The organism is Sphaerisporangium melleum, assembly GCF_014646695.1.
GTDB classification, from domain to species: domain Bacteria; phylum Actinomycetota; class Actinomycetes; order Streptosporangiales; family Streptosporangiaceae; genus Sphaerisporangium; species Sphaerisporangium melleum.
In genome coordinates this window covers 85,823-103,316 of the sequence record NZ_BMNT01000022.1, presented here as the reverse complement: position 1 = coordinate 103,316, position 17,494 = coordinate 85,823, and the positions used below count along the sequence as shown (strand labels likewise).

Genomic DNA, 17,494 nt, shown 5'->3' with positions numbered 1-17,494 from the left:
GGGCCGGGTCACGAGCCCTTTCTCCAGTCGAGGCGCTCGGGCGGGGGGCCGAGGTTGGCCGGGAAGGGATCGGAGCGGTCCAGGGCCGGCTCGGGCTCGGCGGGGCCGAGCATGACCCTGCGGACCTCCTCGAACTCCCCCAGCGTCGTCTTGGGGAAGGTCAGGATGGCCGGGTTGGCGTCGGCGAGCCGTACCTGCCGTCCCTCCGCCGTGGCGTGCGTGACGATCACCGAGGTGGTCGGGAGCTGCTGGAGCTGGTGCGGCTCGATGAGGAACTCGCGGCTGCGCTGCAGCACGCGCTCCTCCCCCATGGCCTTGCTGGCCCGGCGGCCCCACTCGGTGGACTCGGTGATGCCCTCCTTGAGGTCGTCCTCGCCCTTGTCCTCCCCGCCGGGCCCGGCGGGGACCGCGTCGTCGCCGACGGTGGAGGTGTAGGAGCCGTTCAGGCCGTCCGCGGCGGGGCCCATGGTCTCGGTGAGCTGGGCCAGCTCCAGGCGGTGCTCGGTACCCATGTGCTCGCTGGCCACCCGGGCGTCCTCGGCGTTGCCCAGGCGCATGAACGCCACCGCGGCATGCCCCCGGCCGAGCCGCTCGCGGACGGTCGGGGTCAGCGAGCGGTAGGTGAGCACCAGGCCGGTCTGGGAGGTCTCGCAGGCGTCCATCAGCCGGTCGAGCACGTCGCCGCGCAGCTTGTCCGCGCCCGCCACGATGATGGTGTGGTACCAGGGCCGCTCGGACGCCGGTGACCGGCGCAGGATGTGCGTCAGCGCGGTGGCGACGTACGTGCCGAGGACGCGGTTGCCGAACACGCCGGCCTGGCGGTCCATGGAGACCACCCGCAGCCGGGCGGGCGGCAGCCGGACGGCCTCCGAGCCGAGGGTCTCCAGCTTGCGCAGCTGGGACTCAAGGGCCCAGGCGCGCTCGATGACCACCCGGTCGGTCACGCCGCGGCCGAACAGCGTGCCGATGCGTTCGAGCTGGGTGGCGGTGAGCAGGCCGTAGCGCAGGTCGTCGCGCGGGTCGCCGACCTGGGCCAGGGCGCGCAGCGCGGCGGTGACCTGGTTGATGGTGGCGTTCTCGCCGAGGACCTCCAGCACCCGCTCCAGGATGGCGTTGTCGAAGCTCAGGTCGCGGGTGGTGCGGTGCTCCTCGCTGACGCTGACGACGTGCGCGAGGACGTCGGCGAACGCCTCGGGCGGCAGTGTCGCGCCGAGGTCGAGCCGGGGCAGGTCGGTCGGCAGCACCCACACCAGCGGGTCGTCGCCGCCGCGTCTGGCGAGCTCGATGAGGTCCTTGGCGATGGCGCCCTCGGAGAGGTCGAGCACGGTGAGGTGGCCCCCGGTGTACAGGCGGGTGGCGCCGAGCAGGGTGATCAGGGCCGACCAGCCGGGGAGCGTGCCGCCGGCGACGTCGATGCGGTCGATCTCGTCGGGGACGGCGACGGCGTACCAGGTGAGCTGCTTGTCGTACCGCTCCTTCTTCGCGGCCCACTCGCGGTAGCGAGCGGCGTGCTCCTGCTGTGCCCGGGCCAGATCGTGCTCCCGCTGCTCGCGCTCCCGCCCGGCCTTCGCCTCGCGTTCGCGGATGCGCGACCGCAGCGCGCGCTCGCCCTGGTGGACGGCGTATCCGCAGACGGCGGCGATGCCGCCGGTGACGGCCAGCCCGACGGCGACGAACGACGAGGCCATGATCTCGGCGACGCCCAGCCCGAGGATGATCAGCGCCAGCAGCCCCATGAAGACCCCGACGATCTTCAACGGGCGGTTGAGCATGTCCTCCTGGAGGCGTTCCCTGCGCACCCAGGCCGGATCGACCTGGGCCGGTTCGCCGGTGATCTCGACGGGAGAGGGGCGCTTGGGCGGCGGACCGGGGTCGGGGAACAGCATCGCGTACTGCCACCCGAGGTAAATACGGTCAGCCTGCAGCTGCGCATGCTCAGGGTGCACGTCCGCCACCGGACCTCCACCTGCTTTCAAGGGGCGCGCCTGCCGGATCGCTCGCCGGCTTCTCGTGTGGTCCGCTCTCCAACTGTGACAGCGTATGAGCTGCACCCCGCATTCGGGCACGGTTCTCGCCAATCGGACGAGATTCCGCCCCATCGCCCCGACTAATGCGACAAATGAGGCGGAAGGGACGCCGTCCGCGATTACGATCGGCTGACATGACGTCGTCAACCGTCGAGATGAACGCGCCGGGCGCTTCGCCGGCGGCGCGGCGGCCCTCACTGGCCCGGCGGGCGGCGCGGCGGCTCGGCGCCGGGACGGCCGCGCTCGCCATCGGCGCGGCGGCCGTGTACGCGCACACCTTCGTCATGGACGCGGACGCCCTCGACGCCCCGCTCACCACCCACGCCGTGCCCGGCGCGGTCGCGGAGACGGGATGGTTCAGCATGCGCCTGGAACAGGTCGTGACGACCAGGACGATCAGGCTGGGCACGCCCTCGACCGACCCGGCCACCGGAACGGAGACCGTCAAGGAGACCGAGCAGGTGGGCACACCGGACATCTTCGTGGTCGCCACGGTGCAGGCCACCTCGGCCGACGAGCCGCGCCGGCTGAAGAACGCCTGGCTGCGCGCCAGGGACGGCCGGGCGTACCAGGTCACCGACCGGGTCCTCGGCATCTACACCCGGGCCGAGCGCCCCGTCCAGCACGGCTGGTGGTCGGAGCTGGACTACGTCTTCGAAGTGCCCAAGGACGCGCTGCCCGGCGCCGAGGTCGTCGTCACCGCGTCCTCCACCAACGGCGTGTACGACGGCATCTCCCCCGGCCGGTACGACCAGCTCCTCCCGGAGGTCGCCCTGTCCCTCACCACCGACGACGCCGCCGCCCGGCGGCTGCTGGAGGAGATGGCCGAGTCGGTGCGACTGGTCGTACGGCCGTGAGCCGGGACCGCGGGCGCGACCAGGCGCCGGAGCCGGAGGAGGAGCCGTTCGACGCCTTCGCCGCCAAGACGCCCGGGTCGGCGACCTCCACCGACTCCTGGGAGGCGTTCCCGACCACGTTCCCGATCCCGGTGATCCGCCCGGACGACCCGCCACCCGCGTCGTACACCCCCCGCGCACCGGCCGTCCCCGACGAGGTGCCGTCCGCGGTCATCCCCGCACCGGCCGGGCCGCGCACGCCGGTGATTCAGGACCCCGGCGGGCCGGACACGGCGGGTCGGCGGCGGGCTTCCCGGGAACGGGGAGAACGGCGGGAACGCGGGCCGCTGGCACGGGTGCTGCGCGGCACCGGACTGCTGGTGGCGACGGCGGGGCTGGTCGCGGCCACCGTGGGCGTGCAGTGGTGGGACCGGTCGGCCTGGGTGGCGGAGCGCTACCCGTCCCCGGTCGTCCACGTGGTCGGACCGGGCCAGAAGGCCACGCTGGGCGGAGTGAGCTGGCAGGCCGCCGTCACCCCCGGCTCACCCGCCGACGGGCAGGACCCCGGCACCGTGTCACTGGTCGCGGACGTCCGCGCCACCCCGGCCGCCACCGCGGAGATCGACACGTCGTTCCCGCCGGACTTCAGCGTGCGCGACCGGGCGGGGCACATCTGGCGGGCCACGGCGGAGCGGACCCCGCTCCGCTCCGCCCTGCGGGCCGGGCAGCCGGTGCAGATCACGGTGGTCGCCGTCGTCCCCGAGCGGATGCGCGACACCGCCGAGCTGGTGCTGAGCTACTCCACCCGCGAGGCGCTGCGGTTCGCGCGCTGACGGGTCGCCGCGATGTCGAAGGCCGCCGCGAACAGGCACAGCGTCAGCGTGGTGAACACCAGGTCGCGGCCGAAGTGCACCGGGATCTGGTACACCTCCCAGTCGAGCTGCCGGTGCCCGGTGCCGATCAGGTGGTAGACGCCGCGCTCGGCGTAGTCCATGCCCACGGCGAGCAGCACGTAGCACAGGCACACGAGGGTGAACAGCGGCGCGCCGCCGCGCAGGGTGAGGCGCAGCGCGTGCAGGACCGGCGGCCAGCGGTCCAGACCGGCCCGCACGGCGATCAGCCGCACCCCGCGCCGGGCCGGCCGGTGGGCGCGCCGCTCCGCCCGCGCCGCGGCCTGTTCCAGGGCGGTGCCCCTGACCACGTTCCGCCCGCTCTCGGAGTACGCCCCGTACACCAGGATGGCCAGGGTCAGCCAGGTGAGCGGGGTGAGGATCGCGCCTCCCAGGTGCGGGCGCAGCTCGCCGAGCCACTCCATGGCGGCCTGCCAGCCGGGCACCGCCTGCTCCAGCGCGGCCCACCGCGCGTTCCACCAGGTCACGACCGCGCGGCTCTCCAGCCAGGCCGACCGCCGGCCGACGAGGGTGACCACGAGCACCGCGCCGTAGAAGGTGTAGGCCAGCTCGAAGAAGGCGACGCCGAACGCGAGCCGCGGCCCGCCCCTGCGCTCGTGCAGGGCCGACAGGACGTAGCGCAGCACGACGGCGACCCCGGTGAAGATCACCGCGATCCGCAGGTCCGGCACGAGGTCGATGCCCACGTCGGGGGTCACCGGCGGCACGGGCGGCCCGCCGCCGAGCGCGTTCTCGACGCCCGCGGCGGCGAACCGGTCGTACTGCTCGGCGTAGCGCTCCATGCCGGCGTCCGCGAACCGGCGCCGGTCGGCGACCTGCCCTCCCCAGGCGAGGGAGATCGCCACGTAGGCGATGATGGCCCGGCCGAGCGCGCCGGCCAGGGTCTCGGGCTCCTCGCCCGCCGCCCGCCGGGCCGCGGTCTCGCTCAGCGCACCGCGCAGGGTGTGCAGCATGCCGACGGTGACGACCATGCCGAGCATGACCATGACGATGAACAGGAACATCGTCCCGGCCGGCCGCCACTCGCGAAGCGAGCCGTGCGAGAGCTCCGACCCGGCCACCAGCAGGACGAAGCGGCCGAGTTCACCGGCGCTGAACCACAGCGTCAGCGGCACCAGGCGCCGGACCCACAGGCCGAGCGCGTGCAGCGGCAATCCGTACGGCGAGCGCCGCCACCATCGGACGGCGCCGGCGGCCGCGGGCCGTGACCCCGCCCCCAAGGTCAACGATTCGGACATCCTGCGCATGGTACAGAGCACGTCATAATCGCGCAGCGCATCCCCGGAAGGTCCTGGTCCGCGGCCCCGGCTTCGGATGCGGGTGGTGGCGGCACGATCACGCTCGGGGATATGCCGGTTATATAGCCGTCGCTAGGTGTCTGGTGGGTATCTATGGGGCCAAAGAGGCTGAAGGGGAAGGCGTAGCGACTACCATCCTGTGCCATGACGTCCACCCCTGCCCGTGGCGCCCGACGCCGGCGACCGGTTCTCATCCCGGTCCTCGCCGTCCTGGCCGCCACGACCGTGGGCGTGAGCGCGGCCTTCGGCGGCATGGCGGACGCGCCGGAGGAGCCGCCGGAACTGCTCGCCAAGGGGGCGGAGTTCGACCAGGGCGAGATGCGCACGGTCTTCGAGGACGCCGTGGTCCGCCCGGGCGGGAAGTACGAGATGGGCGTCTCGGACAAGCGATACCTCCAGCTCATCCTCAAGGTCACCAACCAGGCCGACCACACCATCCTGGCCCAGGCCATGGACGGCGCACTGCCCACCGTGCGCACCGACACCGGCACGCTCCAGCCGCCGGCGACACCGGGCGACGGCCCCTACATCAGGTCGATCTCGCAGAACCGCCCGTACGCCCAACTGCACCCCGGCGTGCCCACCACCGTCGTGGTGTCCTTCGAGCTGCCGCCGGGAGCGCCGACGCCGAAGAAGGTGAGCATCGACCTCGCCACCTTCGAGTGGTACGAGAGCTTCTTCACGCAGGAGCGCTTCTGGCAGCGGCTGAACGGCCCGCCCGAACCGGTCTCTCCGGCGCCGGCGACCACGGCTCCCGCCAGGGGCGCGGACCTGCCCGCACCGAAGACCACCACCCCGGCCGTGGTCGCCGCGCGGGTCGAGATGCCGGTACGGGTGGAGGCGTCGTGATGGCCCTGTCGTCCGACCTCGTCCCCGACACCTCCCCGGCGCCCGCGCCGGCGGACCGGCCGCGCGGCCCGCGACGGCCGGCCTGGCACCGGATCGCCGCCGCGGTGCTGGGCGTGGCCCTCGCCGCGGGCGCGGTCTACGCGCAGACGTTCACGATGTCCGCCGACCAGCGGCGGGCGCCGCTGACCTTCTCGGCCGGCCCGCGCCAGGACGTGCGTACCGACCACTTCTCGGCCCGGCTGGAGCGGGTCGAGTTCGCCCGCTCGGTGCGGGTGAAGCGGACGTACGCCACCGATGAGGCGACCACCGACCAGGTCTTCCTGATCATCAAGATCGGGGCCACCGGGGCCAGGCGGCCACTCCAGCTCGCCCCGTTCCTGGTCACCGCGGACGGCCTGCGCTTCAACGCCACCGACAAGGTCAATCCGACCGCGACCATCACCGAGAAGTGGGTCCAGCCGGGGTGGTGGCGTTCGGCGCTCTGCTTCTTCGAGGTCCCGCCGGACAAGATCGCCGGAGCCCGGGTGGTCGTCCAGGAGAAGGTCAACGATCTGGCCGGCGACCAGTACCTGCCCGAGACGTCCTTCGACCTCGGCCTGACCGGGGCCCAGGTCCGCCAGGGCGTCGAGGGCGCCAAGGACGGCTACGAGGTGAGCGGCATATGAACGCCCAGGATCCACGGGACACCGGAGTGTGGCGGCCGCCCGCCGCCGAGCCCTCGTGGTTCACCCCCGCCCCGCGCCTGCCCCGCCCGGACGTCCGGGTGTGGCCGCCGCCCGCCCCGGAGGAGGATCAGCGGTCCACCTCCACGGTGCCGATGCCGGCCGTGACCAACGGGTCGGTGCCCCCTCGGCTGCCCTGGCCACCGCCCGGCACCCCGCCCCGGCCCGCGGCCGCCCCGGCTCCGGCCGCCGCTCCCCCTCCGTTCGGCGCCGGCCGGGCCGAGCCGCCGGCCGCGCCGGCCACCCGTTCCGCGCCGGAACGCCGCGGGATGCCCACGGCGGCGCGGATCACGCTGCAGCTCTTCGGCGCCGTCGCGCTGTCGGCGGCCCTGCTCGCCGTCACCGGATACGACGCGCTGTCCCGGTTCGAGAAGGACAACGCCCACGACGTACGCCAGGTCGCGCAGGGCCAGGAGGCCACCCTGCTGAACACCCGCTGGCGACTGCTCGGCGTTAAGGTCATGTCCCCCCAGCCGGAGAACATGGCTCCGGGCACCGTGTCGATGCAGGTCGACCTGGAGGGCACCGCGCTGAACGAGAAAGGCGTCTACTACTCGATCGCGCCTCCGGGCTTCCGCCTGGGCGACGGGACGGGCCGCACCTGGATGGCGCTCGCCTTCAAACAGCCCGACCAGCTCAGCCCCGGGACGCCCGGTCGCTTCAGCCTGGTGAGTTCGGTCCCGAAGGCAGTGGCCGGCGAGGTAGAGCTGGTGCTGTGGCCGAACGAGAACGCCGCCGCCCGGGAGATCGGCCAGGCTCTTCGCTTCGACCGCTAGCGGGCACCGCCGCCGCCCCGTCCGCCGCAGAGGCCTCGGACGCCGCGGCGGCGGCCCGGCGCCGCCGTTCCGCGCCCGCGGCGACGTCGAAGGTAGCCGCGAGCAGGCAGGTGGTCAGCACGGTGAAGACCAGTTCGACGGCGAAATCGAGAGGGACCGCGAGGACGTTGAAGTACGCCCGCGGGTGGTCGCCGCCGATCAGATAGACCAGGCCGCGCCAGGCGTAGTCGCGGCCCACCTGGAGCCCGACGAAGCACAGCGCGAAGTAGCCGAACAGCGGAGCCCCGCCGCGAACGGTCAGCCGCACGGTGTGCAGCAGCGGCACCCAGTCGGCCCACCGGCCAGCGAACCTGGCGAGCGAGCGGCGGGTCAGCGAGTGCGTCCGTTCGGTGAGCATCGCGCCCGCCTGGGTGGCCACGCCCTCCAGCCGGGTGCCCTTGATCACCCCGCCCGCGTCCTCGGCGTACGCGCCGTACATGAGGATCGCCACCGTGAGCCACGCGGCGGGCAGCACCAGCGCGTCCCACGCGTACGGCTTGACCGCCTCCACCAGCCCGCCGAGGACGGCCAGGCCCGGCACGTGCAGTGCCAGCCCGTCGAGGAGGTCGTGCCACCAGGTCCAGGCGAGGCGGCCGCCCACCCAGTCGGCGCGCGAGGCGACGACCTGAGCGCCGTAGTAGAAGACCGCCAGGTTGCAGAAGGCCGCGGCCATCGCGGCGAAGCGGCTCTCGTTGTGCTCGTACCAGAGGGTGAACAGGTAGCCGCCCACGAAGGCCACGCCCATGATGGTCAGCGTGGTGGTGAAGCTCAGGTCGGTGAGGATGCGCGCGGTGTCGACACCGTTGCCGGTCGTCAGGTCGTAGAAGGCGCCGAAAACGCCCTTGTCGTCGGACTGGCGCTGGATGTCCATGTTGAGGTAGTCGCGGACGTCCTCCAGATGCCATCCCCACGCCAGGTAGAGCGCGACGAACGGGATGATCACCCTGCCCAGGCTCGCGGTGAAGCCTTCGTCCCCGTCGCCGTCGGCGCGCCGTGCCCTGATCTCCCACAGCGAGCCGCGCAGCGCGTGGAACATGCCGACGCTGACCACCAGGTTGGCCATCACCATGACGATGAAGACGAGCATCGTCAGCGCGAGACGCAGCTCCCGCATCGACCCATGGGCGAGCTCGGTGCCGCCGACCAGCAGCCCGAATCGCACGAGCCGCCCTGCCGCGTACCACATGACCAGCGGCAGGACGCACCGCCCCGCCAGGCGCAGCGTGTGCAGCGGGAGGGACCAGACCGACGGAGTGCGGATGGATTCGGACATCCGGTGCATCCTATCGACGGCGCCCCATTCGCCGCAGCGGCATCAGCCGTTTCACCGGCCCCACCTCATGCGAAAGGCCGGCGCTCCGCAGCGGAGCACCGGCCTCAGGCGTTGGGCGTACCGGTCAGAGGGCGACCTGGAGCTGGGAGACCTCACCGAGGCGGGCCTCCACGGCGACGTCCTTGGTCACCCCGCCGCCCGCGATGATGCGGACGGTCCACGAGCCGGGGGCGGCGAAGAAGCGGAAGATGCCCTCGTCGGACACCACGACCTCACCGGTGAACTCCCCGGAGTGGTCCAGCAGGCGGGCGTAGGCCGTCCCGGCGCCGGTGACGACGCCCTGGATGACGGCCTGCGTCGACAGGTCGATCCCCGCCGGTAGCGCGACGGTCTGCTCGGGTGCTGCGCACCCCTGGATGGTGGTCATCGGGCCTCCCCTAGTTCGATCGGCACGCCCACCAGCGAGCCGTATTCGGTCCAGGAACCGTCGTAGTTCTTGACGTTCGCCTGGCCCAGGATCTCGTGCAGGACGAACCACGTGTGGGCGGAACGCTCGCCGATGCGGCAGTAGGCGATCGTGTCCTTGTCGAAGTCGACGCCGGCGTCGCCGTAGAGCTTGCGCAGCTCGTCGTCCGAGCGGAAGGTGCCGTCGTCGTTGGCCGCCTTGGACCACGGGATGCTGCGCGCGGTCGGGACGTGACCGCCGCGCTGCGCGGCCTCCTGCGGCACGTGCGCCGGGGCGAGGAGCTTGCCGGTGAACTCGTCGGGCGAGCGGACGTCGACGAGGTTGAGCTTGCCGATCGCGTTGACGACGTCGTCGCGGAACGCGCGCAGCGAGAGGTCCTGGTCCTTGGCGACGTACTGCGTCGCGGGACGCGAGGGGATCTCCTTGACCAGCTCGCGGGACTCAAGCTCCCACTTCTTGCGGCCACCGTCGAGCAGGCGGATGTTCTCGTGGCCGTAGAGCTTGAAGTACCAGTAGGCGTACGCGGCGAACCAGTTGTTGTTGCCACCGTAGAGGACCACGGTGTCGTCGTTCGCGATTCCCCGAGCCGACAGAAGAGCCTGGAATCCCTCACGGTCCACGAAGTCGCGGCGGACGGGGTCCTGCAGGTCCTGCTTCCAGTCGATCTTCACGGCGCCACGGATGTGGCCCTTGTCGTAGGCGCTGGTGTCCTCATCGACCTCGACGAGAACGACACCAGGGGTGTCGAGGTTGGCCTCGACCCAGTCGGCGTCCACCAGTACGGCGGAGCGGCTCATTAGGGAACCTCCCGTTTATCGGGTTGCGGCGGGCAGTAGACGGCGGATGATCAAGTACATTTCGCAGCCCAGGCAGAAGCCGAAGGCGGCGTTGAGGAAGGCGGCGAGCAGAGCCACGGCGGTCGCGCCGAGCGCGAGCGCCGAGGACTGCGCGGCGAACCCGGCCAGACCGGCGAAGGCGAAGACCAGGCCCACACCCTGTGCGAAACGGGGCGGGGCGGGGTCCTCGAACTCCGCCGGCGGGCCGAGTCTCGGCCGCACCAACCGTCTGAAGATCAGCCCGTACGGTGACACCCCTGCGACGCCCAGAGCGAAGACCACCGTCTGGGCGAGGAGCGACCAGGCGCTGCCGGTGATCAGAACCACCGCCAGAACCACCGTTGTGACGGCCGCGGCGAAACGCGTGCTGCGTGGATCGACCTGCATGACGAGGCGCTCCTGAAGGGATCGTGCCGAAAAGCTGGTTATCGGGCACTATTCAGATCGGCGCGGCGGACGGCCGCGGGGATCGCCCTCAGGCCATGCGACAGAGCGCGGTGGCGACGCGGCAGAAATCGACCGCGCGCCGCTTCGTCAGCAGCTCTGTCGTGGGTGTCATGTGCACGACAGTACCCGCCGTCTCGCCATCTGTCACGCCCCGTCCGGGTCATGAGACGCGGTGAAACCAAGAGCCGCGATCACATCGACCTTGCGGGGCTGGCCTGACGCCTTCTTGACCACCCGGCCATCGTGATCGAGGACGAGCACCGTGGGCGTGCGCAGGACGTCGAACCGGCGCACCAGGTCCAGGCGGGACTCGGCGTCGATCTCGACGTGCCGCACGCCCGGCAGCATGCCGGAGACCTCCGACAGCACCCGCCTGGTGGCACGGCAGGGCTGGCAGAACGCGGTGGAGAACTGCACGAGCGTGGCGCGTTCCCCGAGCTCGGCTCCGAGATCGGCGGCGGCGACCCTGTTCCCGTGCCCGGCGTCGCCGTCCATCCCGCTCCTCACCGCGCGCACCGCACCGTCGCGCCGCCGCATCGCCAGGCCGGCGACGAGACCCACGGCGAGCGTCGCGCAGAGCACCACCAGACCTGTCATCGCCAGCCACAACAGCGCCCCACCGTGCACCATTCCCACCCCCGTGGACGGCGACGAAGAGCCCACGAGCGCCGAGCGCAGCGAGGCCGAGCCCCGAGACTCTCCCGAGCCTCCCCTTTTGCCCCTCCTGCCCCCCGGCCGCTCGTGGCGCGGCGGTGCTCTGAGGAGGAGAGAGCGAGTGCGAGGAACGAGCGCTCGTGAACGACGACGAAGAGCGCCGCCTCAAGGGCGCCACGAGCACGCCGAGAGGAGCGAGGCCGAGTTACGGGGTGTAGTCGATGGACAGCAGGCGCTTGCCGGTGGAGTCGCTGATGACGAAGCCGCGGATGCGGTCGATGGTCAGCTCGGTGTGCCCGGCGAAGGTCGCCTCGGCCGTGTTCTTGTCACCGCCGCCGACCGTCCAGCTCGCCACCGGCGACTCGGTGCCGTCCAGTCCCAGGGCGATGACCCGGCAGGAGGTGCCGTCGGCGACGCCGCTGACGCTGACCTCGATCGACGTGCCCTCGCCTCCGGGGGTCATGACGATGCGCGCCTGCACCGGCCCCTGCCGCTTCTCGAGCGGGACGCGGGTCTGCGGACCGGGCGACCGCAAGGCCGCAGGCGGCGGCGTGCCCTGCTGCAGGTCCGCGGCGACCAGGGGCGACTGTACGGGCGCCTGAGTGCCGCCGAACCGCTTGGCCTCGGCCGGCCCCTCCCCGGTGGACTGCTGGCCGCGGGCCGCCGCTTCCGGTGCCGCGCGGCTCGCGGCCGGCGCGCCCACGGCGACGACGGCGGTATCGCCGCCACCGGAGGGCCGCCCGTCGGCGACCATCCAGGCCGTCCCGCCGACGACCACGGCGAGCACGGAGGCCGCCAGGCCGAACATCAGCCGGTGCAGCCGGCGGCGCCGGGCGGAGGCGGCGATCAGGCGGTCCAGGACGGCCTGCGGTGGCCGGGACGCCTGTTCGATGTCCTCCTCCGAGACCCGGGCGAGCAGGTCGCCGAGCCCGCTGATCTCCTCGAACTCGGCGCGGCACTCCGGGCAGGTCGCGAGGTGGGCCTCGACCAGCACGGCCTCCTCCGGGTCGAGCGCGCCGAGCGCGTACACGCCCAGCGACATCCGCAGGTCCGCACAGGCGCTCATGGCGCGAGCCCCCGTTCCTCGAGTGCGAGCTTCAGGGCGCGCAGCGCGTAATAGGTGCGTGACTTGACCGTGCCGGGCGGGATGCCCAGCGCTTCGGCGGCCTCCTTGACCGACCGCCCCCGGTAGTAGGTCTCCAGCAGCACCTCGCGGTGCTCGGGGCGCAGGGTCGCGATGGCGTCGGCGACCCCCCAGGACTCCAGGGCGCGCTCCAGCTCGTCGTCGGCCGGCAGGACCGCGAGGGCCTCGTCGCCGGTCTCCTGGGGGCGGGAGCGGCGTGCGCGGTGCTGGTCGACGACCAGGTTGCGGGCGACGGTGAACAGCCACGCCCGCACCGGGCGGTCGGTCAGCACGTCAGGGTGCTTCCAAGCCCGCAACAGCGTCTCCTGTACCACGTCCTCCGCCTTGCCCGGATCGCCCGTCAGCCGCAACACGTAACCGTAGAGTGACCCGGCGTGCTCGTCGAAAAGAGTGCGTATCAGCTGCTCGTCGGCGGTTCCGGCGGGACTCACATCCTCATGACGTACGGCCGGCGCCTGCGGTTCAGCCGGCGGCCCGGGGGTTCGCGCGGCGGACGTCCCCGCCACGGATTCCGGCCGGCCGGCCACCGCGTGGGCCGATGGCCCGGCGGTCCGTTCGAGCGGGAGTTCGGGTACGGGGCCGGCGAGGGGGTCGATCACGGGGTCAGTCACGCAGCGGCACGTCCGTCGCCCTGCCCTCGACCGCGAGCCCCTCGGGGATGGAGCGCACCCGCTCGATCTTGAGGTTGAGCGGGAGTTCCTTGACCGGAACGGTGAAGCTCAGCAGGCGCGTGGCGTTCGGCACCTGGATGCCGTTGACGTTCTCCGGGGTCAGCCGTATTCCGCCCTTGATCACTTCGATCTTCATCTTCGCCGTGACCGGGATGGTCACCCCGGCGACGGTGACGTCGCCGGTGACCTGGAGGGTGTCGTCGCCGTTGCCGCGTACGCGCAGCCCGCGGGGGGCGCGGGCCTCCAGGGTCTGCCGCGAGATCACCACGGTGCCGGTGACCTCGTCGGCGCGCACGTCGGCGGTGGCGGAGTTCTGGATCAGGTCCATCAGCGGGGCGCGGACGCCGCGCAGGACGGCGTCGACGCGCTCGACATGGGCGCCGCCCGGGACCGAGATCCGCCCGATCGAGACCGTGACCTCCTCGTACCGGCCGGCGATCGCCTGGGTGAGGAACGGGATCCCGTGTACCTCCACGGCCGGCGGCGTGGCCAGGTCGTACCGTGCGGCGACCTGGCGGGCCACCTCGCGCTGGACACCGGCGACGGCGACGCGGTCGAGCACGGCCAGCAGGACGCCCAGCAGGATGAGAGAAACGAAAAGCTTGCGCATCCGGCTCCTTCGCGGTCCAACCGCATCACAGTACCCGCGCCGCCGCCCTCATTCCCCCTGCAATCGGGGCGAAACGACCCATCGGCGGGCCCCGCACATCACGGTCACGGAGCGTCGCCGGAGAGGTGGAAATTCGTGGAATCGGACCGGGTCGCACCGCCGGAAAGCCGTACGCGAGGTGGGGTGTCAGCCTCCGGCGAAGGGCGGCAGGACCTCGATGGTCGCCCGCTCCGGCAGCTCGATGCCGTGGGGGTCGCGAGTGCCGGCGGGCGCGCCGTCGATGAGGAAGGACGAGAGTCCGAGGACGCGCGTAAGGTGCGGATTGCCATGTTTTGATGTGATTTGTGCCACTAGATCGCCCAGCGTGTCGGCCTCGTACGGCTCCTCCGCCAGCCCGGCGGCCTCCTTCGCCGCCGCCCAGTAGCGCACCGTTGCCCTTGCCATAAGTGCCCTTCTCCCGGTCGATGTCCAATATCGCACACGTATTGATGACGCACCGCGAGGGAATGGTTACGGTTGTTTCCCGCGTGATGGACCGTTCACCTGACGGACGCGCCTATGGCCCCGTCTTTCTCGTGGGCTATCCTCACCTACTGACGGGACCTGGGCGACGTAGCCTCCGGGTCCTTTACGTGTTTGTACGGCTGCCGCCGTCACAACACGGGGAGGAGGCAGATGCGGTGAGTGAGCGAAACCGTGTCGCCTCACCCCCGATCAGCCTCTGGATTAGGAGGTGCTGTGAGTAACCTGCTCCTGCTCACGAACGCTCTGGAACCCTCGGCGGAGGTCCTGCCCGCGCTAGGGCTGCTGCTCCACTCGGTCCGGGTCGCGCCCGCCGAGGCGTCGGCGCTGATCGACGCTCCCCCCGCCGACGCGGTGCTGGTCGACGCGCGAAGGGAGCTCGTACACGCCAAGAGCCTGTGCCGCCTCCTGCGCACGACCGGCATCGACTGCCCCCTCATGGTGATCGTCACCGAGGGCGGGCTGGCCGCGATGACCGCCGAGTGGGGGGCCGACGACGTGCTCCTCGACACGGCCGGCCCCGCGGAGGTCGAGGCCCGTCTCCGGCTGGCCGTCGGCCGGCTCTCGATCGCGGCCACCGACGAGGTGCCCGACGAGATCCGCAGCGGTGACCTGTCGATCGACGAGGCCACCTACACCGCCCGGCTGCGCACCCGCGCACTCGACCTCACCTTCAAGGAGTTCGAGCTCCTGAAGTACCTCGCGCAGCACCCCGGCCGGGTCTTCACCCGCGCCCAGCTGCTGCAGGAGGTCTGGGGGTACGACTACTTCGGCGGCACCCGCACGGTCGATGTCCACGTGCGACGCCTGCGCGCCAAGCTCGGCGCCGAGTACGAGTCGCTGATCGGAACGGTCCGCAACGTCGGCTACCGCTTCGTCCCCGACCGCGGCGGCGAGCAGGCCGACGAGCGCGAGCCCGCGCCCGCCCGCCACTGACCCGACTCTCACCCCGCCGAAGCGGGTCGCCGAACCGGGCCGCCGACGACGCCGGCCCTTCGCTGACCTGCGCCGCGACGCACGCGCGCACCACGGTGCGCCCCCGCGACGCCGCCTGCCGTGCATCCCTGCCGGCTGCCCGCCGCATGTTCCCGCACGCCTGCTCCCGGACGCGGCACCCACGCCGTTTCCCTGGTGCGGTGTGACCGCTCGTCCCTTGTTGCGGTGTGACCGCTCGTCCCTTGATGCGGTGTGGCCGCTCGGCTCCGCCGGGTGTCCGCGACGCCCCCGTGATCGGCTTCTCCCGCCGGCGAGACCCGGTTAACCCCGCCGGGCACCTTCCCGGACGCGAAGGACGCCCCCGCGGACGGTGCCGCGAGGGCGTCCCTCTTGAGTGCCGGTTCTGCGGGTCAGGACGACCCACGGGTGGTGGCGCCGGTCAGCCGGCGACCGTGATGCGGTTGAGCGCGGGCGGCGCGATCGGCGAGTGCGCCCCCATGTACGCCACGAACGCGTCGATGTCCAGCGGGCCGCTCCACAGGCCGGTGCCCTCCTTGAACACCGAGAAGCCGTCGCCGCCGCCGACCAGGAAGTTGTTGGCCGCGACCCTGATCTGCTGGGCGTCCGTCACGGGCGTTCCGTTGATCTTGATGTCGGAGATCCGCGAGCCGATCGGCTGGCTGCGGTTCATCGTGTAGGTCAACGACGCCGACGGCTGCAGAATGCGCACCGTCGCGCCGCCGCTCTGCCACTGCTGCTCCAGCAGCGCGTCGAGCTGCGCCCCGGTCAGCGTCACGACCTGCATGAGGTTGTTGAACGGCTGCACGGTGAACGCCTCGCCGTAGGTCACCACGCCGGCCCCCTCGGAGCCGCTCTGCGCGTAGGTGAGGTCCGCCCGGACACCGCCCGGGTTCATCAGCGCGATCTCGGCGTTGCCGCCGGTCTTGGTCGCCTCGAGCTGGGCGTCGGCGATCACGTCGCCGAGCGCCGTCTCGCCGGAGTCCCCCGCCGTACGGGTGAGGTCCGCGGTGATCTGGCCGACCGGCTTGTTGGCGACCGTCGCGACCCGGTCCTTCCAGGTCTGCACGAACTGCGCGATCCCGGCGTCCGGCGTGACGTCCCGGGTGACGACGTGGTTGTCCGCGGCGACCGAGGACCGCACGACCTCGCCGGTCTTCTTGTCCACGTTGAAGTCGATCGTCGTCAGCACCCGGCCGAACGACGAGCCCTGGGTGTAGACACGGTCCTGGCCGGCCGGGTCCTTGGTCTTGCAGATGTACGCCTGGTGCGAGTGCCCCATGACCACCAGGTCGACGTCCGGGCTCAGCCCCTGGGCGATGCGGGTGCCCGCGCCCGGGGTGACCGGGCAGGCGTCCGGGCTCTGGTTCGGGGCGACCGAGTCACCCTCGTGGACCAGCACCACGATGGCCTTCACGCCCGCGCGCTTCAGCAGCGCCGCGGCCCGGTTGCCGGACTCGACCTCCTCGGCGAACTTCAGGCCCGCGATGCCGGAGGCCGTCACGATGGTCGGCGTGGTCTGGGTGACCAGGCCGATGAAGCCGACCTTGACCCCGTTGATCTTCTTGACGGCGACCGGGGGCAGCGCGTAGCGGTCGTGCTTCTCCTTCAGCACGTTCGCGCCGAGGTACTCGTACTTGGCGCCCTTCCACTTCCCGGCCGGGGAACAGCCGTCGGTGGGGTGGCAGCCGCCGTTCTGGATGCGCTTGAGCTCGGTGATGCCCTCGTCGAACTCGTGGTTGCCGACGGAGGAGACCTGCAGGCCGAGCTTGCCGAGCAGCTCGACGGTCGGCTCGTCGTGGTAGGCGGCGGAGATCAGCGGCGAGGCGCCGATGAGGTCACCCGCGGCGACCACGGTGGAGTGGTCGTTGACCAGCGACTGGAGATGGGTCGCCAGGTACGCCGCCCCACCCGCCGGAACCGAGGTCCCGCTCTCGTTGACGATGGCGCCGCCGGAACCCGTCGGCGGCTCCAGGTTGCCGTGGAAGTCGTTGATCGAGATCAGCCGGACGGGGACCGTCACGGGGGGCTTCGGCTTGGCAGGGTGCGCCGCGGCGGCGGGGGCCGTGCCGGCGGCGAACGCGAGACCGGTGGCCGCGACGATGCCGGCGACCGCGATCCGCGTGAACGATCGAGAGGTCATAACTCTCGAGACTAGGGAGGCAATCTAAGCGCAAAACGACGCAGAGATAACGATTAGCCCCACGACTTGGTGACGTCTTCCGCCCGATTAAAGTCGGAACATGAACGCGCGCGTGGAAATCCGTGAGCGGCTCGGCGACCAGGAAGTGGCCGACGTGGCCGCCCTCGTCGACGCCGCCACCGACGCCGACTCCGTCCGTCCCCTCAACGAGCACGTCATGCTCCACCTGCGCTACGGCGGCGATCCGGGCGCCCGCGCCGTCCTGCTCTACGCGGACGACGACCTCGCCGGATTCGCCCACATCGACCCCACCGAC

General features: G+C 71.9%; 19 protein-coding genes and 1 pseudogene. 7 read left to right on the top strand and 13 right to left on the bottom strand.

Translation table 11 applies throughout. The features are described 5' to 3' along the window. Nucleotides 1–8: 8 nt before the first annotated feature. Complete coding sequence (locus IEY93_RS20395; protein ID WP_203968736.1) at nt 9–1,946, bottom strand: hypothetical protein; 1,938 nt, start codon at nt 1,944–1,946, stop codon at nt 9–11. Nucleotides 1,947–2,161: 215 nt separating this feature from the next. Between IEY93_RS20395 and IEY93_RS20390 the strand changes: the two genes are divergently transcribed. Further along, on the top strand, nt 2,162–2,884 hold the full coding sequence (locus IEY93_RS20390; protein WP_189164690.1) for a hypothetical protein: 723 nt from the start codon (nt 2,162–2,164) through the stop codon (nt 2,882–2,884). Continuing rightward, on the top strand, nt 2,881–3,696 hold the full coding sequence (locus tag IEY93_RS20385; protein ID WP_189164689.1) for a hypothetical protein: 816 nt from the start codon (nt 2,881–2,883) through the stop codon (nt 3,694–3,696). Before IEY93_RS20390 ends, IEY93_RS20385 begins: the two co-directional genes overlap by 4 nt. Here IEY93_RS20385 and IEY93_RS20380 read toward each other — a convergent pair. After that, nucleotides 3,660–5,012 carry a hypothetical protein gene (locus IEY93_RS20380; protein ID WP_189164688.1) on the bottom strand — a complete coding sequence of 451 codons (1,353 nt, stop codon included), beginning with the start codon at nt 5,010–5,012 and terminating at the stop codon, nt 3,660–3,662. The genes IEY93_RS20385 and IEY93_RS20380 overlap by 37 nt on opposite strands. Before the next feature lie 204 nt (nt 5,013–5,216). On the opposite strand from IEY93_RS20380, the gene IEY93_RS20375 reads away from it, so the two are divergent. From IEY93_RS20375 to IEY93_RS20365, 3 genes are read left to right on the top strand one after another with little or no spacing between them, the layout of a single operon-like run. Continuing rightward, nucleotides 5,217–5,921 carry a hypothetical protein gene (locus IEY93_RS20375; RefSeq protein WP_189164687.1) on the top strand — a complete coding sequence of 235 codons (705 nt, stop codon included), beginning with the start codon at nt 5,217–5,219 and terminating at the stop codon, nt 5,919–5,921. Beyond that, nucleotides 5,921–6,586 (top strand): hypothetical protein, encoded by a 666-nt coding sequence (locus tag IEY93_RS20370; protein WP_189164686.1) that lies wholly within the window; start codon nt 5,921–5,923, stop codon nt 6,584–6,586. The genes IEY93_RS20375 and IEY93_RS20370 overlap by 1 nt, the downstream gene beginning before the upstream one ends. Next, on the top strand, nt 6,583–7,419 hold the full coding sequence (locus IEY93_RS20365; RefSeq protein WP_189164685.1) for a hypothetical protein: 837 nt from the start codon (nt 6,583–6,585) through the stop codon (nt 7,417–7,419). The genes IEY93_RS20370 and IEY93_RS20365 overlap by 4 nt, the downstream gene beginning before the upstream one ends. Here the strand turns inward: IEY93_RS20365 and IEY93_RS20360 are convergent. The 10 genes from IEY93_RS20360 to IEY93_RS20320 all read right to left on the bottom strand — a co-directional run bounded on the left by IEY93_RS20360 (nt 7,304) and on the right by IEY93_RS20320 (nt 14,003). Next, nucleotides 7,304–8,731, bottom strand: coding sequence for a hypothetical protein (locus IEY93_RS20360; protein WP_189164684.1), 1,428 nt, complete (start codon nt 8,729–8,731; stop codon nt 7,304–7,306). The two genes, IEY93_RS20365 and IEY93_RS20360, sit on opposite strands and share 116 nt — an antisense overlap. Before the next feature lie 124 nt (nt 8,732–8,855). Continuing rightward, nucleotides 8,856–9,158 (bottom strand): DUF1416 domain-containing protein, encoded by a 303-nt coding sequence (locus IEY93_RS20355; RefSeq protein ID WP_189164683.1) that lies wholly within the window; start codon nt 9,156–9,158, stop codon nt 8,856–8,858. Beyond that, the gene (locus IEY93_RS20350) at nt 9,155–9,994 is read right to left on the bottom strand and encodes a sulfurtransferase (RefSeq protein WP_189164682.1); all 840 of its coding nucleotides are present in this window, start codon (nt 9,992–9,994) and stop codon (nt 9,155–9,157) included. The genes IEY93_RS20355 and IEY93_RS20350 overlap by 4 nt, the downstream gene beginning before the upstream one ends. 15 nt (nt 9,995–10,009) lie before the next feature. After that, nucleotides 10,010–10,420 (bottom strand): DUF4395 domain-containing protein, encoded by a 411-nt coding sequence (locus tag IEY93_RS20345; RefSeq protein ID WP_189164681.1) that lies wholly within the window; start codon nt 10,418–10,420, stop codon nt 10,010–10,012. A gap of 88 nt (nt 10,421–10,508) precedes the next feature. Next, nucleotides 10,509–10,592 (bottom strand): putative leader peptide, encoded by an 84-nt coding sequence (locus tag IEY93_RS39770; protein WP_352231756.1) that lies wholly within the window; start codon nt 10,590–10,592, stop codon nt 10,509–10,511. 32 nt (nt 10,593–10,624) lie between these two features. Continuing rightward, entirely contained in the window at nt 10,625–11,110 is a 486-nt protein-coding gene (locus IEY93_RS20340; RefSeq protein ID WP_229691303.1) for a thioredoxin family protein, read from the bottom strand. Between the two features lie 229 nt (nt 11,111–11,339). Beyond that, nucleotides 11,340–12,200, bottom strand: a complete 861-nt coding sequence (locus IEY93_RS20335; protein ID WP_189164680.1) for an anti-sigma factor family protein — start codon at nt 12,198–12,200, stop codon at nt 11,340–11,342. Beyond that, the gene (locus IEY93_RS20330) at nt 12,197–12,709 is read right to left on the bottom strand and encodes a sigma-70 family RNA polymerase sigma factor (RefSeq protein ID WP_189164679.1); all 513 of its coding nucleotides are present in this window, start codon (nt 12,707–12,709) and stop codon (nt 12,197–12,199) included. The genes IEY93_RS20335 and IEY93_RS20330 overlap by 4 nt, the downstream gene beginning before the upstream one ends. A 172-nt stretch (nt 12,710–12,881) precedes the next feature. Then, nucleotides 12,882–13,559 (bottom strand): LmeA family phospholipid-binding protein, encoded by a 678-nt coding sequence (locus IEY93_RS20325; RefSeq protein WP_189164678.1) that lies wholly within the window; start codon nt 13,557–13,559, stop codon nt 12,882–12,884. 186 nt (nt 13,560–13,745) lie between these two features. Continuing rightward, nucleotides 13,746–14,003: a MoaD/ThiS family protein gene (locus tag IEY93_RS20320; protein ID WP_189164677.1), complete on the bottom strand. Its 258-nt coding sequence runs from the start codon at nt 14,001–14,003 to the stop codon at nt 13,746–13,748. A gap of 294 nt (nt 14,004–14,297) precedes the next feature. On the opposite strand from IEY93_RS20320, the gene IEY93_RS20315 reads away from it, so the two are divergent. Beyond that, a complete protein-coding gene (locus tag IEY93_RS20315; protein ID WP_189164676.1) occupies nt 14,298–15,017 on the top strand; it encodes a response regulator transcription factor in 720 nt (239 codons plus the stop codon). 439 nt (nt 15,018–15,456) lie between these two features. Here IEY93_RS20315 and IEY93_RS20310 read toward each other — a convergent pair whose 3' ends face one another. Further along, entirely contained in the window at nt 15,457–17,178 is a 1,722-nt protein-coding gene (locus IEY93_RS20310) for a bifunctional metallophosphatase/5'-nucleotidase (RefSeq protein ID WP_189164675.1), read from the bottom strand. Between the two features lie 100 nt (nt 17,179–17,278). On the opposite strand from IEY93_RS20310, the pseudogene IEY93_RS38360 reads away from it, so the two are divergent. Continuing rightward, a pseudogene (locus IEY93_RS38360) lies at nt 17,279–17,494 on the top strand (mycothiol synthase); the annotation flags it as partial.

Excerpts from the sequence above, each read along its gene's own strand:
- IEY93_RS20390 (WP_189164690.1), top strand. The coding sequence starts at position 2,162 with ATGACGTCGTCAACCGTCGAGATGAACGCGCCGGGCGCTTCGCCGGCG.
- IEY93_RS20380 (WP_189164688.1), bottom strand. The coding sequence starts at position 5,012 with ATGTCCGAATCGTTGACCTTGGGGGCGGGGTCACGGCCCGCGGCCGCC.
- IEY93_RS20375 (WP_189164687.1), top strand. The coding sequence starts at position 5,217 with ATGACGTCCACCCCTGCCCGTGGCGCCCGACGCCGGCGACCGGTTCTC.
- IEY93_RS20370 (WP_189164686.1), top strand. The coding sequence starts at position 5,921 with ATGGCCCTGTCGTCCGACCTCGTCCCCGACACCTCCCCGGCGCCCGCG.
- IEY93_RS20365 (WP_189164685.1), top strand. The coding sequence starts at position 6,583 with ATGAACGCCCAGGATCCACGGGACACCGGAGTGTGGCGGCCGCCCGCC.
- IEY93_RS20360 (WP_189164684.1), bottom strand. The coding sequence starts at position 8,731 with ATGTCCGAATCCATCCGCACTCCGTCGGTCTGGTCCCTCCCGCTGCAC.
- IEY93_RS20355 (WP_189164683.1), bottom strand. The coding sequence starts at position 9,158 with ATGACCACCATCCAGGGGTGCGCAGCACCCGAGCAGACCGTCGCGCTA.
- IEY93_RS20350 (WP_189164682.1), bottom strand. The coding sequence starts at position 9,994 with ATGAGCCGCTCCGCCGTACTGGTGGACGCCGACTGGGTCGAGGCCAAC.
- IEY93_RS20345 (WP_189164681.1), bottom strand. The coding sequence starts at position 10,420 with ATGCAGGTCGATCCACGCAGCACGCGTTTCGCCGCGGCCGTCACAACG.
- IEY93_RS39770 (WP_352231756.1), bottom strand. The coding sequence starts at position 10,592 with ATGACACCCACGACAGAGCTGCTGACGAAGCGGCGCGCGGTCGATTTC.
- IEY93_RS20340 (WP_229691303.1), bottom strand. The coding sequence starts at position 11,110 with ATGGTGCACGGTGGGGCGCTGTTGTGGCTGGCGATGACAGGTCTGGTG.
- IEY93_RS20335 (WP_189164680.1), bottom strand. The coding sequence starts at position 12,200 with ATGAGCGCCTGTGCGGACCTGCGGATGTCGCTGGGCGTGTACGCGCTC.
- IEY93_RS20325 (WP_189164678.1), bottom strand. The coding sequence starts at position 13,559 with ATGCGCAAGCTTTTCGTTTCTCTCATCCTGCTGGGCGTCCTGCTGGCC.
- IEY93_RS20320 (WP_189164677.1), bottom strand. The coding sequence starts at position 14,003 with ATGGCAAGGGCAACGGTGCGCTACTGGGCGGCGGCGAAGGAGGCCGCC.
- IEY93_RS20310 (WP_189164675.1), bottom strand. The coding sequence starts at position 17,178 with ATGACCTCTCGATCGTTCACGCGGATCGCGGTCGCCGGCATCGTCGCG.